This is a genomic window from Wolbachia endosymbiont of Drosophila willistoni (genome assembly GCF_040084705.1).
GTDB lineage: Bacteria > Pseudomonadota > Alphaproteobacteria > Rickettsiales > Anaplasmataceae > Wolbachia > Wolbachia pipientis.
The window spans coordinates 501290-520691 of the sequence record NZ_CP157591.1; the positions used below are offsets into that span (position 1 = coordinate 501290).

Below are 19402 nucleotides of genomic sequence, written 5' to 3' on the forward strand. Positions count from 1 at the left end.
TTATTGATAAAATAAAAGAACACCCTTTTAATGTTGAGTTGATAAATAATACATTAGATTATGAAAAATTCAAATTCTACCTTCAGCAGGATTTTCTGTATTGTATAGATTGCGCTCGTGCTTTTTTAATTGTTGCAGCTAGAGTTGATGATATTGAAATGATGAGTAGTTTAATCAATTTGGCACAAGGAGCATTTTATGTTCGAGAACAGTATAAAAAATATTTTGAAGATTGTGATCTATCTGATGATCACAAAAAGTCAAGAGCTTGTTCTGCCTTTACTGACTTTTTCATGAGTGCCGCATATCACAATTCTGTTAATGAAGCTTTAGTAGCATCTTATTCTTGCTTTAACATATACCAAATCGTTATACGCCATATGGTAAATGAGATAACAACTAAAGGGGTTAAAAATAACAAATACAAAGAGTGGATCAACATTTATAGTAGCGAAACAGTAAATGCTGTAATTGATGAGGTTACTGATATTACAAATAAGCTATATAAAAAAGCTAGTGACTGTGAAAAAAAGAGGATGTATGAGTTTTTTAAGAAAGGGCTGGAATTAGAAATAATGTTTTGGGATGAGGCATATTACTCTAATATATCTAGCAAAGAATATTAGCAGCGGATTATTTACGTTAACTTGATCTTTTATCGGTAACTACAGTGTTCAGTGGCATAATTAGGAGCTGTTACGGGTCAAATCTTTTAAAGGATATAATTGAGCATCCTTTTAATGTTGAGTTAGCGAATAACACCCTAAATATAGAGAACTTCAAATTCTATGCTCAACAAAAGACGTTGTTCTTAGGTGATTATATTCGTACCACCTTAATTACTGCATCCAAAATGGAAGATTATAGTAGTATTATCTCGCTTGCTGAAGTAGCCCAAAGAGTAGTGACTGTTAATAGAATGCTATATGACTACTACTTTACTATGTACGGTATAAGTCGCGAAAAGAAATCTCTTGAGTGTTTTAATTTCACTAATTTTCTTTTATCCATCTCGCATAGTAATACCTATGAGGCTATGACGGTTTTGTATTCTTGCATGTTTATATACGAGACTGTCGTTGATAGCATGAAAAATAGATTCAAGAAAAATAATAGATATAGGGATTGGTTTAATTTTTGTTACAGTGATTCAGTAAAGTCTGGATGCATTATTTTGGAAAATATTGTTGATGGATATTGCAGCAGAGCAAGAGAAAACGAAAAGAGCAGAATGCTTGAGTTGTTTAGAATAACTGCACAATTTGTGTTAGATTTTTTGAACGGTGCATATAATTTTTCAAGATTCAATCAATTTCCTAAGGAACATTGACAATTTTAAGCTAATTTGTATCCTTAATAAGTATTTTTTAAAATGCTATGAAAAGTAAAGAACATGATTTTCATTTAGTGGATCCAAGCCCTTGGCCAATTGCTGTATCAGCAGCAATTCTTATTCTTGCACTTGGATTAGTTGGCGCGCTTCATAAACAAATTGTCGGAATGTTTTGTTTAGTTTTGGGAATCTCCGCAGTATCAGGGGTGCTGTTTTATTGGTGGAGAGATGTAATAAGGGAGGCCATTTATGACAAATGTCACACTGCCATTGTAAAACATGGACTCAAATTTGCAATGTACTTGTTTATTCTCTCGGAGGTCGTATTTTTTATAGTGTTCTTTTGTTCATTCTTTAAAGCCTGGCTTGATCCAGTTTTTTTATTTGAGGCGTTTTCTCCTGCAAAAAAAGTTGAATGGCCCCCTGAGGGAATTTTGCCACCTGATCCGTGGTCACTACCATTCATGAATACATTAATATTATTGCTTTCTGGTACAACAATTACTTGGGCAAATCACTCTTTACTTAAAAATGATAAAAAGAGCATGATTAAAATGCTGTCCATAACTATATTGCTTGGAGTTTTTTTTATAATAGTGCAAGCAATAGAGTATCATGAAGCGAGTTTTTCTCTACAAGAAACAGGAGAAAAGCTTATTTATACATCCAATTTTTATATGATTACCGGTTTTCACTGCGCACACGTTATAATAGGAATAATATTTTTATCAGTGTGTTTATTTAGAGCACGGAAAGGCCAATTTACACTTCAGGACCATTTGTGCTTTGAGTTTGCCTCCTGGTATTGGCACTTTGTAGATGTAGTCTGGATATTTTTATTTTTGTTTGTCTATTGGTTAAGCGTTTATTAAGTGGTTAAAATAATAGGTCTAGATCCAGGAATAAGCAAGACTGGGTGGGCCATTATCAGCCTGAACGAAAAAAATAATATTGAATTTTTGGGCGGCGGCACCATATCAACTGATGGTAAATTGGGTACAGGTGAACGCCTACATATAATTTTTGAACAATTAAAGAAAGTAATTTCCCTATACTCTCCGAATGAAGCTGCGGTGGAGAAAATTTTTGTTAATAAAAATCCTAAATCTTCACTAACTTTAGGATATGCAAGAGGGGTTGTAATTTTAGCGTTAAAAATAACAAAGCTAACTATGAATGAATATGATGCAAACTATGTAAAAAAAAGCATTACCGGAAATGGCCATGCTGATAAGGATCAGATTATATTTATGGTGAAGCAAATAGTTAAAAATTTGAGTATAAAATGCCACCATGCTGCTGACGCTCTTGCTGTAGCAATTTGTCATGCTTATACGAAAGGTTCTTGTTTTGTTGAGTAACTTTTATATGGGATTCAGTTTGAAGATTTCCAGATCTGGAAAAACTATTTGATTGTATTTATCTTGTCTAACGTTCGTTGCAAAATAATACATGCGGAGATTTTATCATCTATTTTTTTCGATTTTGTGATTGATATTCCAGTAATTTTTAGTGTATGAGTTGCGATAGATGTTGAGAAGCTTTCGTCTTGTAAGTATATATTTACTTTATATTTTTTTATTATTTTATTTGCGAATTGGATTATAGTTTTACACCATTTAGTTTCTTGCTCGTCCATTTTTAATGGTAGTCCTATTACCATTGATCCAGATTCATTTTCTTTGAATATTCTATGCAGATAACCTAAATCTTTGCTCATATTTTTTCTGTGATATATGCTATGAGCTGTGGCTATGAGCTGTGTTTTATCGCTAAATGCTATGCCTATTTGCTTTTCTCCCATGTCAAGGCACATTATGCGCTTATCTTTTGGAATAGACTTTAGAAACTCATCTGGATTTCTATGTAGCATCTATTAGACTTCCTTTAAAGTGACCTTACCAAAAAAGTGGAGAGAAAGTTAAGAAAATTTTTTACAAAAAGAATAATGAATCAAATTGCTCAGGAATGCAATAGACTTCTTGCATAACCCAAACTAAGTAGAAAAAAGGTATCATCTAAGTAGCTGACACTGGTTTCCATCCAAAAGGGCAGTGCCCCTATGATGTCATTCCAGTGCTTGACACTGGAATCCAGACTTTAATTGTTATACTTGTAAATAAGTCTGGTGAGAATAGACGTTCATCTCAAAATGCAGTATTTTTGTTGAAATAGCTCAACTGGATTCCAGCGTCACGCGCTGGAATGACACCTTTGTGTTTGCATAGCTGTACGAACATTGTGATTTGAGAGCAATCTCCACAAGGGAGGATGTCATTCCAGTGCCCAGACACTGGAATCCAGGAAAAAGAATGGTGTCATCCAAGTAGCTGACACTGGGATCCAGAAGACTTAATTTCAACCAAATAATAAAGGCTGGATCCCAGTGCTTGGCACTGGAATGACAGCAATCCTACGTCATACCGCAATTCATTCGCGGTATCTCGGCCGCTAACAAGTAGCGGGATGACGGTTATCGTTTAGCTACAAACATTAAGAAATTTACCAAACGAAAAAAAGGCAAAAGAAGCCCCGTGGTTGGCTAATTACTTACATTATACTTTCAAGTATGGCGTTTTTTTATTCTAAACACTTAATAACCGCGATTCAGTTGCTTTTAAACCGCAACTAATCTAAATTATAAACGTTAAGAAATTTACTAAACAGAAAAAAAGGCAAAAGAAACCCTAGGGTAGCTAGTTATTCACTATCCATTTTTCAAGTTGGCGTTTTTTTATGTTTTAAACGCTTTATAAGCGCGTTTCAGCTTATGTAGGTAGAAGTTTGATAAAGACATAAGGTGCACATAGTGCAAAAAATTAAACATGAGACGCCAGATACGTGAGTTTTTTTGTCATTTAATCTGTACAGAGAAGATAAATAAATAGCTTCAATTTTATGATAAGAGGGCTGGCGAAGCTTGTCAAGTAATCTTTTGCATTTAACCCGTTTCTATGGGTAAAACAATCTGCATACCACTTAGCTAACATGAGTTTTGTTTTGACTTTTTGTGCTAATTTTGCAGAATATTAAGATTATCATTTAAATAAAATACATGACGAAAGAGGATTGGGAAGCGGTAATTGGGCTTGAGGTGCATGCTCAAGTTTCTTCTAATACGAAGCTATTTTCTAGCTCATCAACGGAATTTGGTGCTGAGCATAACACTCAAGTTTCTCTAGTTGATGCGGCAATGCCAGGTACGCTGCCAATACTAAATTATTACTGCATAGAGCAAGCAATACGCACTGGTCTTGCACTTTCTGCAGAAATTAATAAGTATTCTTACTTTGATCGGAAAAATTATTTTTATCCTGATTTACCGCAAGGTTACCAGATAACCCAGTTTTTTGAGCCAATAGTTAAAAATGGTAGAGTATTTATCAACGACAATGAAAAGGAAATAAGAATTGCGAGAATTCATTTAGAGCAAGATGCAGGAAAGAGCGTTCATGAGGAAAGCAAAACTTATGTAGATTTAAATCGTGCAGGGGTTGCTTTAATGGAAATTGTTTCAGAACCAGATCTCCGTTCATCTGCGGAAGCTGCAGAATGCATGAAAAAATTGAGGCAGATTTTGCGTTACATTGGTTCGTGTGATGGTGATATGGAAAAGGGATCACTTCGTTGTGATGCAAATGTTTCTGTCCGCCTAAAAGGCAGTAGTACATTTGGCACTCGTTGTGAAATAAAAAATCTGAACTCGATACGTTATATTGTGCAAGCTATAGACTATGAAATACAAAGACAAATTGAAATTTTAGAAAGTGGAGAAGAAATAAGTCAAGATACCTTATTGTTTGACGTTGCTTCGGGAAAAACAAAAGTGATGAGAAGCAAAGAGGATGCAAGCGATTATAGATACTTCCCTGAGCCTGATTTATTACCTGTTGAGGTAAGCCAGGATAAAATTGATTTAATTCAATCATCTTTGCCCGAGTTGCCAGATCAAAAAAAGCTGCGATACATTGAGGAATTGGGTATCAATGAATACGATGCAAACGTCATTACCTCCGATAAAGCAATTGCTGATTATTTTGAGGAATTGATAAAAAAACATGATTCAAAGCTCGCCGTTACCTGGTTAACCGTAGAGCTTTTTGGTCGTTTGAATAAAGCAGGTATTGATATTGTGAGCTCCCCAATCAAAGCAAATGCTTTGTCCGAACTCTTAGATTTTATCGTTGATGGAACAATCTCTGCTAAACTTGGCAAGCAGGTATTCGATAGTATGTTTGAAACTGGCAAACCTGCATCTTTAATTATAGAAGAGCAAGGCCTAAAACAAATAACCGATAGAGGTCAAATATCAGAAGTTATCGACAAAATCATCAATAACAACCAAGATAAAGTTCAAGAATACAAAAGTGGTAAAACAAAGTTATACGGATTCTTTGTCGGCGAAGTTATGAAACTTACCAAGGGAAAAGCCAGCCCTGATGTCGTGAATTCAATTTTGAGTGAAAGATTAAGTAATTAGTCACATTTTTTTATTTACATAACAGCACATCTCGTAGATATTCTCAGATTTACGCTACGATATCTGTATATCATGACATATAACTTTTTTACCATTTGTTGGTACTATTTTTAAAATTATGTGAGGTTGAGGATGCTTGAAGATCATCCTGTTTAGGGGGCAAAATGTTCTCGCCATGGTATTGACTATCAAGAGTTGTGGCTCATATTATTTCTCATGCGTGTGATGGATAAAAAATGTCCTTTCCGCTTAGCTACAGAATTGAAGTCAGCTGCAGGCTTTGATGATGTTGTTCTCCAATGTAAGCAAAATAAAACAACAATACATAGGTTTGTGCAAGTCAAACACAAACAAGATGGAACTGAAAAAATCAGTGTAGGTAGCTTATTAACAAAGAGTGGTGAGTTTAATTTGTTGAAATACTTTATTGCTTATTTAAAGATCAAAAGTAATGGAAAGTTTAAGGGTGAGATGAAGTATTTTGCTATTGTTACGAATATTGATTTTGATTTCACAGATTCAGCACAACATGAAGTGAGAAAGCTGAGAATGATGTCGAGTGGAAAGAATAAAGAAAAGGAAATTTCAGTTATAAGAATAGACACACAAGATGAGTTTCTGGATGTAGGTGATGGTGTAAGATATAAATTTGATAATAGTATTATCTCATACTTGCAGGAAAATAAGGATTTTATAAAGGGTAAGGTAGGTAGAGAAGTCAGTGATAAAGAAGTCGAAGACTTTTTAAATGAACTAGTGTTTGCGGTTAATTTGCCCAATGAAAGTCAGCTAAAAGAATTGTTTAAAGGTGAGATGAGTGGTAGATTGGCCAAAAAGTTTGGCTATGTTGGTGACAATGAAATCTTTTGCAATGACCTTCTGGAGAAAATATCAGACTGGGTGAAAGATATAAAAGGACGTTTTCTTTCGCCAGAAGAAGGAAAAGAATTTTTCCAAAAAGTGGAGCTATGGGCCAGCACTCTATGTGGGATAGAACGAGGGGTAAAGAAAGGGAATAAAGGAATTGATAAAATAGCAAAACAACAGCATAAGGATAGTAAAACACTGAATGAAATACATGCAGCTGTAACAGCGCAAAATAACAAGCAAAGACCCCATAAGAAACCTTATGGTCCTCGTGACAAAAAATCGAAAGCAAGAGAAGAAGGAGATATAGAAGAATCAGATGAATTTGATGAAATAGAAGCTTTAGAATTTGTTAAAAGGGCTTTGAATATAGAAAACAATTTACAGAATAAGGAAATAAAAAAGCTAGCACAGGAACTACAATATTCCCAATTGGCTTTAAAACTAGCGGTTACATATATTAGTGAAGAAAATATTGTATTTAGTCATAGGGGTAGAAAAAGGATTAGAGTTGGTGGCTATCTGAAAAAGTGTGAAAAGATAGCAGAGAAGCTACTTGACTTTAAGTCCGAATATAAAAGTGATCGTTATGCTAAGGCAACTTTCATAACTTGGAAAATTACAATTGATGCTATAGTGCAAAAAAAATTTGGGCCGGAAGCATTGAGCATTCTCGAGATAATGGCCTATTTTTCTCCTAATGAGATTTATATAGAAGAAATCTTTTCACAGCAAGTAGCTAATGATAAAGAAGCGTTGTGGAATGCTGTTGAGTTACTTAATCGATATTCAATGATTAAATTAAGGAAAGGAGTAGTAAATATTTACAGACTAGTGCAAAAGGTGACTAGATTAAAATTACAAGAGAAAGGCCGAGAAGAAGAGGTCTTAAGGAAAGCTCTAGAATTGATAAACAGTTATGATGTATTAATAGATAATTCTATTGTTGCATCTGTTTGGGGATATGTGAGTAAGTATGGTGAGTTAATTGACGAATTTTACTTTAATCCTATTTATGGTAAATGGAAATATACACCGTTGCATTCACTTGCCGAAAGTGGCAGTTATGAGGCAGTTAGGTGCGTATTAACACATATGGAAGAAAAACACCCAGATAAATTTAATTGTGTTGTTAATGCTAGGGATGGATCTGACAGCACTCCATTGTGTTCAGCTGTTGAGAGTGGAGGATTGGACATAGTGCAATATTTTATCAATAAGGGTGCAGATGTCAATGCTAAGAGCAGATATGGTATCACTCCGTTACATCAGGCTGTTTATGATGGAAGGGTTGATATAGTAGAATACCTTATAGGCAAAGGGGCGGACATTAACGCTAAAGATGAAAGTGGCTTCACTGCGTTACACTGGGCTACTATGATGTATAGGGTTGACGTGGCTAAGGTACTATTAAAACATAATGCAGATGTTAATGCTAAGGATAAAGATGGCGATACTTCGCTACATCTTGCTACTAAGATGGGTAGGGTTGCCGTAGCTAAGGTACTATTAGAACATAATGTAGATGTTAATGTTAAGAACGAACAAAATAGAATTTCGCTGCACTATGTTGCTAGAAGTGGAAGTATAGAAACGATAGAATGCCTCATTGAAAAAGGTGCCGATGTTAACGCTAAAGATGAAAATGGCAACACTCCGCTACACTTTGCTGCTATTATGGGAAATTTTGACACGGCTAGAGTGCTACTAAAACACAATGCAGATGTTGATACTAAGAATAATAGGGGAATGACAGCATTGCATTATGCCACTGATTTTGATCACCAAGAACTTGTGGAGTTACTTTCAGCTCGTGATACAAATTCTATTGACGATGGGATGTGTATGGTTGCTTTAGCTAAGACACTATTGAAACACACCACAAATGTTAGTGTTAAGAACGAATGCAATAAAACTCCACTGCACCATGCTGCTAAAATTGGAAGTGAAAAATTAACAAAATACTTCATTAAAGAAGGGGATGATGTTAACGCTAAAGATGAAAATGGCAACACTCCGCTACACTTTGCTGCTATTATGGGAAATTTTGACACGGCTAGAGTGCTACTAAAACGCAAAGCAGATGTTAATGCTAAGAATAATAGGGGAATGACAGCATTACATTATGCCACTGATTTTGATCATAGGGATCTTGTGGAATGGCTTTTAGCTCATGGTGCATCCATCCTGTGACTACTGAAATTTTGCATTTAATTTATAGCTCCGCTTCTATCAGGGCATAGGATGACAGAAGTGGGCTTTAATGGCTGTAGTACTATAGCTGTTATACTCCAAAAGTAAGTATTAGATATAACAAATAGAAGAAATTAGATAGAATGATTAAAGGGGCAAGGGTATAAAGGTTTAACTTAAAATAACCTGATAAAATTTGAATCACACTTCCAAGTGCTGGCACCCATGAAAGTAATGTAACTGCACAAATCAGCAGATTTTTTACGATTTTTGGTGTTTTATGCTCGTTCTCTAGTTTGCGGTATGATTTTCGTATAGAGATTGTTATTCTACCTAAATACCAGTTAACTATTCCACCAAGGCTTGATCCTAGTACTCCAAAAAATAACATCAGTAGTGGAGTGTGATACGACCTGAAATAAAGCATGGTATTGAACACAAAACCTTGATGTATGGGTAAGACTAATGATGATACTAGACTATCTGTGAATAACAGAAAGTAATTTTCCATATGAGTTTACCAGGTTGTTGTACCATCTTCATTGTCAGAAATTGTAATCCCCATTTGTTTCAACTGATCCCTTATTTTGTCTGCAGTATCGTAATTTTTATTTTTTTTTGCAATTTTTCTTAAGTCTATCAACCTTTCTATTTCTTGATGATTTACATCCACAGCAAACCACTTTTCATAACTTGACTCAAGAAGACCAATAAATCTGGCACTCTTAACAAAACTCTCAGTTAATTTTAGCTTTTCACTTTCATTACTCATTTTGTTAATTTTTGCAGCCATTTCATGTAATATAGCTAGAGCTTCAGGAATGTTTAAGTCGTTTTTTAAAGCGTCTATAAAATCTTTAGAAATCTCTGCGTTACTTTCATCAATATTTATTGTATCTAAACCACGTGATAGCCGATAAAATTTATTTAAGGTTTCCTGTGCGTCAGAAATAACGTTTTCTGTCCAATCAAGTGGTTTTCTGTAGTGAGTTTTGAGCAGTGCATAGCGTATTACTTCACCCTTTATTCCACTATCTAGCAAATCTCTTACTTTGACTATATTAAATAAGGACTTGCTCATTTTCTCTTCATTTACTGTAAGAAAACCGTTATGTATCCAGTATTTTGCAAACATTGATCCAGCAAATGCAGACTTACTCTGTGCAATTTCATTTTCATGGTGAGGAAATTGTAAATCTATGCCGCCACCATGAATATCAAAATCTTTGCCAAGGTAAGCATATGACATTGCTGAGCATTCTATATGCCATCCAGGTCTGCCCTCTCCCCATGGGCTATTCCAATAACTTGAAAGTTTGTAGTCAATATCATTTGCAGGCTTCCACAGCACAAAATCTCCCGGGTGCTTTTTATTTTCATTAACTTCAACTCTGCTACCTGGAACCAATTCATCAGTTTTTTTTCCTGATAAAGCACCATATTCATGGTAAGATTCTATATTAAAATACACATGTTTGTCAGATTCATAAGCGTGGCCTGATTGCAGCAAATGTTCAATTAATTTTATAATATAATCTACGTTTTTCGTTGCTTTTGGCTCGTGTGTTGGCTCTGCACAATTTATGCTTCTCATATCTTCATGAAAAGCCTTGGTGTAATATGTGCTGATACTTTCTATGTTGCTATTTTTTTCACTTGCTGCATTAATTATCTTATCATCAATGTCGGTTATGTTACGCACATAGGTAACTTTGCCATAACAAAACTTAAGTAGCTGAAATAACACATCATACACAACAACAGACCGTGCATTGCCTATATGTGCTGTGTCATATACTGTTGGTCCGCAAACATACATTTTCACATGATCTTTATCGATAGGTGTAAAAAGCTCCTTTTTTTTTGTTAAGGTGTTGTAAAGCCTAACCATATACGAAGCTTTTGAGAAAAGAAAATGCCCCAATGATAAGTTGTGGCCCTTTGACTACTACAACAAGAGTAAGCAATAGCCCACACAATGATATTAAAACTCCCAATATGGATAGAAACCCATCTTTACTCATAATGCCAAGCGAAATAAGAGTCGTACCAATTGCAGGAATGAAGTTAGTAAGAGGCAATGGAAGAGCTATCGATAATGCAGAAAGCAACATTACAAAAGCTAAAATCTTTTCACCGGGCCCATAGAAAATAAAAGACATTCTTGGTTTCATGAACTTTTCTATTTTTTTTAATGCTGGAGAAGTTTTCTCTACCACAAAAGCTAGTGTTGAACGCTGAAAAGACCTTCTTTCCAACCAATGCGGCATCCAAGGAGAATCAAATCCAAATAGAAGCTGCAGTGAGAATAAGATTAAAGGTATAGAAAGAATAGTTGTATAACCAGGTGGAACCGGTATAGGCACCGATAGCGGCAAGGAGAAGATGATTATTAAAATACCAAAACCACGCTCATGCAAAGCTGTTTTAATGTCAAACAAAGTTACTTTATCGCTATCATTGTTATTGGTATCTGCAACTTCTTTTAGAATATCAGAAGCTAATTTATCACTTTTAGCCAACTTATCATTTTTTGACACGAAAAACCTTTGATAAAAATAATTCTTAACACAATTATTGTTTTATTTCAATATGCATTATTCATTTTGCGCTAGTAATTCGTTCTTTTGTTAAAGTGTTGTAAAGCTTTTAAGAAGAGAAAGTGCTCCGGTTATAAGTTGTGGTCCTTTGACTATTACAACAAGAGTAAGCAACAACGCGCACAATGATACTAAAACTCCCAATATGGATAGAAACCCGTCTTTACTCATAATGCTAAGTGAAATAAGAGTTGTGCCAATTGCAGGAAGGAAGTGAGTAAAAGGTAATGGAAGAGCTATTATTATTGCACAAAGCAACATCATAAAAGCCAGAATCTTCTCACCAGGCCCATAGAAAATGAAAGACAGTCTTGGCTTCATGAATTTTTCTATTTTTTCTAATACAGGGGAAGTTTTCTCTACCACAAGAGCTAGTGTTGAACGCTGAAAAGATCTTCTTTCTAGCCAACTGGGCATCCAAGGAGAATCAAATCCAAATAGAAGCTGCAGTGAGAATAAGATTAAAGGTATAGAAAGAATAGTTGTATAACCAGGTGGAACCGGTATAGGCACCGATAGCGGCAAGGAGAAGATGATTATAAAAATACCAAAACCGCGCTCATGCAAAGCTGTTTTAATGTCAAACAAAGTTACTTTATTGCTATCATTGTTATTGGTATCTGCAACCTCTTTTAGAATATCAGAAGCTAGTTTTTTATCTTTAGTTAGTTTCTCACTTTTTTGCACAATTATCCTTTAATAAAATATTCCTCTTAAGCTAACATAGTTGTTGCTGTATTTCAATATTTGTTATTTATTTCATACCAACACTTCATCTCTTTCATTCTTTAACCTGACTAAGTTTTTAAACAGATGACATGCACTAAGGTGCATGTCACGAAGTATGAGGACGCTAACGATCTGGTTCATTAGACGATAATTTTTCTGAGTCCTTAAGCTCCTGTTTAAGGTTTTTGATGCCTTTTCCTAAATCACCCATAACTTGCGGTAATCTGCCTGCACCAAACAGAACTAAAATTATTATTAAGACTAGAAACAATTGCCATGGTCCTAAACTCATTTTCACCTCCATTTAAAATATTGACCTTTAAATATTAAAACTTGACTGAAGTCAAGTAACACATAGATTATATCACCTTTATTTAATTATAAATCAAGGTTTTTTAATTATTTTATAACAATCCCAAACTAGATTATTTTCTTGCAGCGAATAAGTGGAAACTTTTCGCTTAACTGTAGAGTAGAAGAGAGCTCACTAAAAAACTTTGCTAGCGTATCATCTTTAGGCTTATGGTATATATCGCTAGAAACTCCTGATTGAATAATTTTACCATTTTTCATTACGTAGATAAAATCTGCAACTTTCAATGCTTCTTGCGGGTCATGAGTTACCATTAGCACAGGGATATTTTTACTTCTAAAAAGGGACAATATATGTTGTCTTATTCGGCACTTGAGCAGTATATCTAAATTAGAAAATGGTTCATCTAACAACACAACATCAGGGTTTTGTGCCATCACTCTTGCTATTGCAACTAATTGTTGCTGTCCTCCAGATAAGGCGTTAGGGTACATATTTTCATATTTTTCTATATTGAGTAACTTCAAGATTTCCAATGCAATTAGGTGCTTTTCTCTCTTGGAAGAGCTGCGGATAGCAAAGGTTATATTTTCTACTACTGTTTTATGAGGAAATAATGCAGAATGCTGAAAAACCAATCCGATATTTCTATGCTCTATAGCGACTGATGCCTTATTACTTGCAACTAACCTATCATTTATAAAAATAGTTCCAGATTTTGGATTTTCTATCCCCGCAATTAATTTCAAAATTGTTGACTTGCCACAGCCAGAATGCCCCAATAAACATGCAACATTTCCTTTCTTTACTTTAATGTTTATATTGCTTAAAGCAAAGTCGTTTTGATTGTTATAGAAATAACCAATATTGTTAACTAGCATTAATCTTACTTAAACCATGTTATTAAATATAATAGCATTATACTCAAGAAGTACAGAAATGTTTTTTGTCGTCATAAATTGGTTATGCAAGAAATCTAGAAAAGAAAGGATTTTTTGCTATAACTTTACATGAATGGTAGGAAATACGGGACTATAGCTCAGCAGGATAGAGCGTTGGACTCCTAATCTGAAGGTCGTGCGTTCGAATCGCACTAGTCCCACCACATTGCTTCACAAATTTTATGGAGATTTTTTTTCACAAATACGCACACCTTTTTTTGCGGTTTTAAGATATAAATTCCCTAATAATAAAACGGGTTTTGTGTCATTCCAGTACTCCTCTCTTATAATTCACGTATTTAAGAATGACTTCTGCTAAACCTTTACTAATTCCAGGTACGTTTTGAATTTCAGCCAGAGAAGCTTTGCTTATATTTTTCACTGAACCAAAATAAGACATCAACGCTTTTTTTCTTTTGTTGCCAATGCCGGGTATTTTGCTTAATTGTGAAACTATAAACTGTTTATCGCGTTTTTTTCTATGTGAAGTTATCGCAAAACGGTGGGCTTCATTACGCAGCGATTGTAAGTAAAGCATGACTTTGCTGTCATTTGCCAGACTGAATTCTTCCCTGCCCAGCATATAAAATCTTTCATTTCCTGCGTTACGATCAGGACCTTTTGCCATACAAGCAAAAGGAACGTTTATATTCAATACTTCCAGTACATTCTGTACTATGGAAACATGTCCTGGTCCACCATCAATCAGTAAAAAATCAGGTATTATGCCTTTTATATTGCCGGAGAAACGTCTGGTTAGCACTTCCCTCATCATTTTATAGTCATCGCCTGAAAATTTTTCCTTTATAGTAAATTTTCTGTACTCACTCTTTAAAAAACCCTCCTGCCCTGCAACAATCATCACACCAATTTGCTGGCTTCCAGAAATATGGCTATTATCATAAACCTCGATACGCTTTGGAATGTTTGGTAACAAGAAGATTTTGCTAAGCTCCTCAAGCTTTTCTAGGTTATTTCTATAATCGATAAGCTTCTGCTCTAAGCTATGCTGAGAGTTATCATAAACAAATTTCAATAAATCACGCTCTTTTTTATTCTTTGCATGCAGAACTTTTACTGGCTTTTGAGCAACCTTATATAGTGCTTGTTCTATAATTTCCTTATCCACAATAGAATCTGGAACGTAAATTTGTATTGGAGGTATGTTAGCTGAATTATAAAAATTGACCAAAAAGGTGGATAAAATTTCATCATTTGAGTGATCACCACAGTTCTCGGCAAAGTAAGGAGTGCTGCCGTAGTTGTCTTTATTTCTAAACGATAACACACTAATACATGCTAGATCCTCTTCACGTACAATACTGAAGAAATCTGCATCTTTTTCAAAAGAAAAATCCGTGTGCTGTATTTGAATTTGCTCAAGAAACTTTACCCGATCTCTATATATAGCAGCAAGCTCATAGTTTTCTTCACTGCTGCACTTTCTCATTGTGAAAAGTAACTGTTCTTTCACTTCCTTATTTCTTCCAAGCAATGTATTTCGTGCCTGTTTTACTGATTGGCAGTAGTCGTCTTTTGTGATTTTGTTTATGCATGGTGCTGAGCAGCGCTTAATTTGATATTCAATACATGGTCTTTTTGTTGAGGAAAAGTATTGATCTGAACATACTCTTAGGAGAAAAGCTTTTTGCAATGACAATATAGTTTGCTTAACAGCAGCGGCAGATGTAAAGGGACCATAATAATGAAACTCATTTTTCTTAAATTTGCCTCTATATTTTGCTATTCTTGGATAATCGTGCTTGGAAATTGTTATATAAGGATAAAATTTTCCATCCTTGAGCACAATATTATAAAGTGGTTTCAATGATTTTATTAGCTGTGCTTCAAGAAGCAGTGCTTCGATTTCATTCTCAGTGATGAATATTTCAACCTTAATAACCTGTAAGAGCATAACTCTAATTCGTTCAGAAAGGTTTTCGAATTGAAGGTAGTCGGATAACCTTGACTTTAAGTTTTTTGCTTTTCCAACATATAAAACTTTATTCTTATCTCCAACCATCTTATACACGCCACAGGATTGTGGAGATGATTTGATTTGTTCTTTATATTGCCTGAGCATTTATCCATTGTTTAACCTGTATGAGGTTAAAATCTGCTACTAAATGAAAGATGGAAACTACATTTTCAAGCAAAGATAATCTGTTTCTTCTCAGCTTATCAGAATCACAGTTAATCTTTATACTGTCCATAAACTGATTGATAAACGGAGCAAAACCAGCAAGTTCATCAAGTGCTACATTAAAGTGGTTATTTTTTATCGCTTGTTTTATGTTTTTACAAGCAGTTATAGCACAATTTGATAGCGCAATTTCTTCACTTTCAATCAAAAACCTCTTACCGTAAGATGCACTATAAGTAGTGCCATCACTTTTCCTTGCTTTGCTCATCATGTTACTGACTCTTTTGTAAGTGCTTAGAATTTGTTCACCTTCTGGAGTACTAAGATAACGATCCAATATAACAGTTCGCTTTTCTGCTGTCAGCAGATCATTAATATCGATTTTATATAGTATTGAATCTACAACATCTTGCCTTATATCTCTATTTTTTAAAATAACCTTGAATCTTTCTAAGCAAAATCTAAATACTAGTTCTGAAATTTGTTTTCTATTCGGCTTATCAACTGACGCTGTATTTTTATTAAATAGAAGCCTTGAATATAAAGATACTGACTTGTCTATCATTAGCCTAATTGGAACATGCAAATTATTTTCAAGTATTGTCCTAATTATACCAATTGTCATTCTCCGCAAACCAAATTGATCATACGAACCAGAGATTTTCTCACCTGCTGCAATTAAACCAACTAAGCTATCCACTTTGTCTGCAATTGACACAGCAATTGCAGAAGGAGATTTAGGACACTCCTGCTCTGGCCCGATTGGCTTATAATGCTCAGTTATAGCTTCCACTACTTCTTTATCTTCTTGAAAATAAGAAGCATAATATCCACCCATTACTCCTTGTAATTCTGGAAACTCTCTGACTATCGATGTTGCCAAATCAGCTTTTGCCAAATATGCAGCACGTTCAACTTTTATCAGCGAAGCATGTGGAATAAATATAGCTATATACTTTGACAGAGCCGTAATACGCTTCACCTTTTCCCCCACGCTGCCAAGTGAAGCATGAAATAATATCGAACCTAATTTTTTGACATAATAATCTAGATTTTCCTTTTTATCTTGAGATATTAAAAACTGGGCATCAGCAAGACGTGCTTCTAATATTCTTTCGTGCCCTTTAACAACTTCACCATTGTTGACGTTGACAACAGTGACAAAGTGTGAAATTCTCTTTCCATTACTTAAAGCAAGGTATTTTTGTTGTATATTAACTATACTAAGTATTACTTCCTTCGGTAATCCAAATGACTTTTCTTGATTCACTTCACCAAACAGTACGATTGGCCACTCTATAAGCCCTGTCAATTCATTTAGTAAATAATCATTTTTCTCAAGTTGTAAATTCTGCTCTTTTGTGAATTTATTAATCTGATCTAGTATAAATTGCTTTCTTTTGTCCATTTGGAGAATTACACTGTTTTTTTCTAGCAATTCAAAATAGTCTTTAGGTGCTTTAACAGTTAACGCTGTACCACTTGAGAGAAATCGATGGCCATATGTTGTGTTAGATGCTGTGATCCCTGCAAAAGACACAGGTATTATTTCGTCATTTAAAATGCATAAAATGTTTTTGATTGGCCTAACCCACCTTTCTTTTCCTTCGCCCCATCTCATGCTCTTCAACCAAGAAAAGTTTTTGAGCATTTCCTCCAGTTGATTTTTGAGGAATTCTCTGATGTTAAATGAGCAGCTTTCTCTTTTAATGAAGTAAAAATCCTCATTATTTACTTTTCGAACGAGCAAATCTTCTTCATTTTTCTGATATTTTCTTAAAAAACCTTCGATAGCACTTTTTGGTGCGTTAATGTTTGGTCCCTTAACTTCGTTATTGGAATCCTTTAGCTCCAAAGCATTTATGTTGTCGACAAATAGGGTAATGCGACGTGCCGTTATAAAAACCTCCATTGATGTAAATTTTACATTATTTTTGTTAAAAACATTGGCAATACAGCTTTTAACTTGAGTTGCAACTACATTCTGCATTCTCGGTGGTATTTCTTCTGAAAGGCACTCAAATAATAACTGCAACGACATACGCTATTTACTCATGTACAATTCACAACATTTTTTTGTTAGCTCTCTAACTTTACCAATATAAGCTGTACGTTCATTCACACCAAGCACACCTCTTGCATCAAGCAGATTAAGTAGGTGACTAGTTTTAATACATTGGTCATAGGCTGCCATTGGTAGCTCCTTTTCAATAAGGAACTTACACAATTTTTCCGTATCTTCGAATTGCTGCTGTACCACTTTAGTATCATAATAATCTAACGCTAGATAAGAAAATTCATATTCTCTTTGTTTAAAAATATCTCCGTAAGTTACACCGTTATCGTTCCAAATTATATCGTAAACATTATCTACACCTTGTATGCACATTGCTAAACGTTCCAACCCATATGCCACCTCACCAGGAATCATCTTGCAGTCAATCCCTCCAACTTGCTGTATATAAGTAAGCTGTGTTACTTCCATTCCATTGCATGTAACTTCCCATCCAAGTCCTGATGCACCAACGCTCGGATTTTCCCAATCATCTTCAACAAACTTAATATCATATTTTTCTGTAGATATGCCAAGAACTTTTAAGCTATCTAAATAGACGTCTTGTAAATTATTACCAGATGGCTTTATTATAACTTGATATTGGTGATGTTGATACAAACGATTAGGATTATCACTATAGCGTCCATCTGCTGGCCTAATTACTGGTTGTAGATATGCAATTTTTGCCGGTTTTGTATCAATTGCAGACATAATTGTTGCAGGATGTAATGTGCCAGCACCAACTTCAGATGTGTATGGGTGAAGTATAACACACCCTTCACTAGCCCAAAAATCTTGTAACTCTTTTATTATACTTTGTAAGTTCACACAAATTGTACACTTTTTATACTAAATATATAAATAAATAAGTACTATTCAATACCTATTTTTTTAACAGTATCATGTAAATAATCACCTAAAACTGCTGAACTTTCCCTCACATACTGAATTATGCTTTTATTTAGGACAATTGCATCATGCATAGTTAAATCGCAGAATATAAATGCTGTTAAATACAGTAAAATCACCGCATAAAATGTGTGAAAAATCCCCTCAAATGTAATTGACATTGCATTATTATAGCTGAGCTGTATTGAACTTATTGGCCATGGTTTTATCACTTCTACGACATTAAAAAATACGTAAGGTATCATAAGAAAAAAGAAAAAGTGCATAAAATCATTAAACCAAAATGGGCATTGAAACATCTGCTTACATATATTCCCATAGAGTTTACTTACAGCATAATAAATCGACATCATTGCCGGCATTGAAAGTGCTACAGTCAGTACTTGCCCTGACGCTATTTGTATTACTATTTCTTCACCACTGTTTGCTGAAGGGTCTTGAGCATGAAAAATAAATATTCCAATTAATTGCATTACTAACATAACTATTGCCAATTTTGTAAAAACAGCAGCTACAACTATTCCTGAGTCTGGCATTTTATATAGTAAGTATTCGCCTCCATATGCAAGAATTAATATAACATCGACAATAAATAATATTAAAAAAGAAGACCAATAGTTCTGCCAACTTGGTAAATATCCTATTCCTAAAAGAGAGCTTACTGTTTTAGCAGGAAAAACCTTGCCTAGCATCTTTCCCAAAAATTTAAAAAAAATCCCCATGTTCTAAGTAACACTTGGTTTATATTATTTATAATACTGTATTGTAACGGACTTATCAACAACTTAAAACATGTATTGGAAAACTTTAAGTAATATGCAGCAACAGTAGAAGAACG

Annotated in this window: 18 protein-coding genes and 1 tRNA gene; 7 read left to right on the forward strand and 12 right to left on the reverse strand. The window is 34.5% G+C overall.

Features of this window, described 5'->3' with window-relative positions; all coding sequences use genetic code 11:
- Window positions 1-2 precede the first annotated feature (2 nt).
- The 4 genes from ABL518_RS02650 to ruvC are packed head-to-tail and all read left to right on the forward strand — an operon-like array spanning window position 3 to window position 2694.
- Window positions 3-626, forward strand: coding sequence for a TenA family protein (locus ABL518_RS02650; protein WP_051955865.1), 624 nt, complete (start codon window positions 3-5; stop codon window positions 624-626).
- 44 nt (window positions 627-670) lie between these two features.
- Window positions 671-1330, forward strand: a complete 660-nt coding sequence (locus ABL518_RS02655) for a TenA family protein (protein ID WP_010962391.1) — start codon at window positions 671-673, stop codon at window positions 1328-1330.
- 47 nt (window positions 1331-1377) lie between these two features.
- The gene (locus tag ABL518_RS02660) at window positions 1378-2205 is read left to right on the forward strand and encodes a cytochrome c oxidase subunit 3 (protein ID WP_006279354.1); all 828 of its coding nucleotides are present in this window, start codon (window positions 1378-1380) and stop codon (window positions 2203-2205) included.
- Window positions 2206-2694, forward strand: coding sequence for a crossover junction endodeoxyribonuclease RuvC (gene ruvC / locus ABL518_RS02665; RefSeq protein ID WP_038199503.1), 489 nt, complete (start codon window positions 2206-2208; stop codon window positions 2692-2694).
- Between the two features lie 44 nt (window positions 2695-2738).
- Here the strand turns inward: ruvC and ruvX are convergent, their stop codons facing one another.
- Window positions 2739-3206 carry a Holliday junction resolvase RuvX gene (gene ruvX / locus ABL518_RS02670; RefSeq protein ID WP_010082183.1) on the reverse strand — a complete coding sequence of 156 codons (468 nt, stop codon included), beginning with the start codon at window positions 3204-3206 and terminating at the stop codon, window positions 2739-2741.
- Window positions 3207-3509: 303 nt separating this feature from the next.
- Window positions 3510-3695 carry a hypothetical protein gene (locus ABL518_RS02675; protein WP_138264918.1) on the reverse strand — a complete coding sequence of 62 codons (186 nt, stop codon included), beginning with the start codon at window positions 3693-3695 and terminating at the stop codon, window positions 3510-3512.
- Window positions 3696-4388: 693 nt separating this feature from the next.
- Here ABL518_RS02675 and gatB point away from each other — a divergent pair.
- Both gatB and ABL518_RS02685 read left to right on the forward strand, forming a co-directional pair.
- Window positions 4389-5813 (forward strand): Asp-tRNA(Asn)/Glu-tRNA(Gln) amidotransferase subunit GatB, encoded by a 1425-nt coding sequence (gene gatB / locus ABL518_RS02680; protein WP_010962393.1) that lies wholly within the window; start codon window positions 4389-4391, stop codon window positions 5811-5813.
- Window positions 5814-6038: 225 nt separating this feature from the next.
- Window positions 6039-8873: an ankyrin repeat domain-containing protein gene (locus ABL518_RS02685; protein WP_208571722.1), complete on the forward strand. Its 2835-nt coding sequence runs from the start codon at window positions 6039-6041 to the stop codon at window positions 8871-8873.
- 91 nt (window positions 8874-8964) lie between these two features.
- On the opposite strand, the gene ABL518_RS02690 is transcribed toward ABL518_RS02685, so the two are convergent.
- The 6 genes from ABL518_RS02690 to ABL518_RS02715 form a co-directional block, all read right to left on the reverse strand.
- On the reverse strand, window positions 8965-9384 hold the full coding sequence (locus ABL518_RS02690; protein WP_010962395.1) for a YqaA family protein: 420 nt from the start codon (window positions 9382-9384) through the stop codon (window positions 8965-8967).
- 6 nt (window positions 9385-9390) lie between these two features.
- Complete coding sequence (gene cysS / locus ABL518_RS02695; RefSeq protein WP_010082300.1) at window positions 9391-10764, reverse strand: cysteine--tRNA ligase; 1374 nt, start codon at window positions 10762-10764, stop codon at window positions 9391-9393.
- Window positions 10757-11413: an exopolysaccharide biosynthesis protein gene (locus ABL518_RS02700; RefSeq protein ID WP_010082301.1), complete on the reverse strand. Its 657-nt coding sequence runs from the start codon at window positions 11411-11413 to the stop codon at window positions 10757-10759. Before ABL518_RS02700 ends, cysS begins: the two co-directional genes overlap by 8 nt.
- Window positions 11414-11503: 90 nt before the next feature.
- Window positions 11504-12160, reverse strand: coding sequence for an exopolysaccharide biosynthesis protein (locus ABL518_RS02705; RefSeq protein WP_010082302.1), 657 nt, complete (start codon window positions 12158-12160; stop codon window positions 11504-11506).
- Between the two features lie 166 nt (window positions 12161-12326).
- Entirely contained in the window at window positions 12327-12494 is a 168-nt protein-coding gene (locus ABL518_RS02710; RefSeq protein WP_006013840.1) for a twin-arginine translocase TatA/TatE family subunit, read from the reverse strand.
- Window positions 12495-12622: 128 nt separating this feature from the next.
- The gene (locus ABL518_RS02715; RefSeq protein ID WP_010082304.1) at window positions 12623-13396 is read right to left on the reverse strand and encodes an ABC transporter ATP-binding protein; all 774 of its coding nucleotides are present in this window, start codon (window positions 13394-13396) and stop codon (window positions 12623-12625) included.
- A 147-nt stretch (window positions 13397-13543) separates the two neighbouring features.
- On the opposite strand from ABL518_RS02715, the gene ABL518_RS02720 reads away from it, so the two are divergent.
- A tRNA-Arg gene (locus tag ABL518_RS02720) sits at window positions 13544-13620 on the forward strand.
- A 101-nt stretch (window positions 13621-13721) separates the two neighbouring features.
- Here ABL518_RS02720 and uvrC read toward each other — a convergent pair.
- The 4 genes from uvrC to ABL518_RS02740 are packed head-to-tail and all read right to left on the reverse strand — an operon-like array spanning window position 13722 to window position 19286.
- Window positions 13722-15539 carry an excinuclease ABC subunit UvrC gene (uvrC, locus tag ABL518_RS02725; RefSeq protein WP_010082305.1) on the reverse strand — a complete coding sequence of 606 codons (1818 nt, stop codon included), beginning with the start codon at window positions 15537-15539 and terminating at the stop codon, window positions 13722-13724.
- Window positions 15523-17640 carry a glycine--tRNA ligase subunit beta gene (gene glyS, locus ABL518_RS02730; protein ID WP_095742618.1) on the reverse strand — a complete coding sequence of 706 codons (2118 nt, stop codon included), beginning with the start codon at window positions 17638-17640 and terminating at the stop codon, window positions 15523-15525. Before glyS ends, uvrC begins: the two co-directional genes overlap by 17 nt.
- A 3-nt stretch (window positions 17641-17643) precedes the next feature.
- Window positions 17644-18483, reverse strand: a complete 840-nt coding sequence (locus ABL518_RS02735) for a glycine--tRNA ligase subunit alpha (RefSeq protein WP_010082308.1) — start codon at window positions 18481-18483, stop codon at window positions 17644-17646.
- 44 nt (window positions 18484-18527) lie between these two features.
- A complete protein-coding gene (locus tag ABL518_RS02740) occupies window positions 18528-19286 on the reverse strand; it encodes a phosphatidylglycerophosphatase (protein ID WP_095742617.1) in 759 nt (252 codons plus the stop codon).
- Window positions 19287-19402: the final 116 nt, after the last annotated feature.

Excerpts from the sequence above, each read along its gene's own strand:
- cysS (WP_010082300.1), bottom strand. The coding sequence starts at position 10,764 with ATGGTTAGGCTTTACAACACCTTAACAAAAAAAAAGGAGCTTTTTACA.
- uvrC (WP_010082305.1), bottom strand. The coding sequence starts at position 15,539 with ATGCTCAGGCAATATAAAGAACAAATCAAATCATCTCCACAATCCTGT.
- glyS (WP_095742618.1), bottom strand. The coding sequence starts at position 17,640 with ATGTCGTTGCAGTTATTATTTGAGTGCCTTTCAGAAGAAATACCACCG.
- gatB (WP_010962393.1), top strand. The coding sequence starts at position 4,389 with ATGACGAAAGAGGATTGGGAAGCGGTAATTGGGCTTGAGGTGCATGCT.
- ABL518_RS02660 (WP_006279354.1), top strand. The coding sequence starts at position 1,378 with ATGAAAAGTAAAGAACATGATTTTCATTTAGTGGATCCAAGCCCTTGG.
- ABL518_RS02690 (WP_010962395.1), bottom strand. The coding sequence starts at position 9,384 with ATGGAAAATTACTTTCTGTTATTCACAGATAGTCTAGTATCATCATTA.
- ABL518_RS02715 (WP_010082304.1), bottom strand. The coding sequence starts at position 13,396 with ATGCTAGTTAACAATATTGGTTATTTCTATAACAATCAAAACGACTTT.
- ABL518_RS02685 (WP_208571722.1), top strand. The coding sequence starts at position 6,039 with ATGGATAAAAAATGTCCTTTCCGCTTAGCTACAGAATTGAAGTCAGCT.
- ABL518_RS02740 (WP_095742617.1), bottom strand. The coding sequence starts at position 19,286 with ATGGGGATTTTTTTTAAATTTTTGGGAAAGATGCTAGGCAAGGTTTTT.
- ABL518_RS02710 (WP_006013840.1), bottom strand. The coding sequence starts at position 12,494 with ATGAGTTTAGGACCATGGCAATTGTTTCTAGTCTTAATAATAATTTTA.
- ruvX (WP_010082183.1), bottom strand. The coding sequence starts at position 3,206 with ATGCTACATAGAAATCCAGATGAGTTTCTAAAGTCTATTCCAAAAGAT.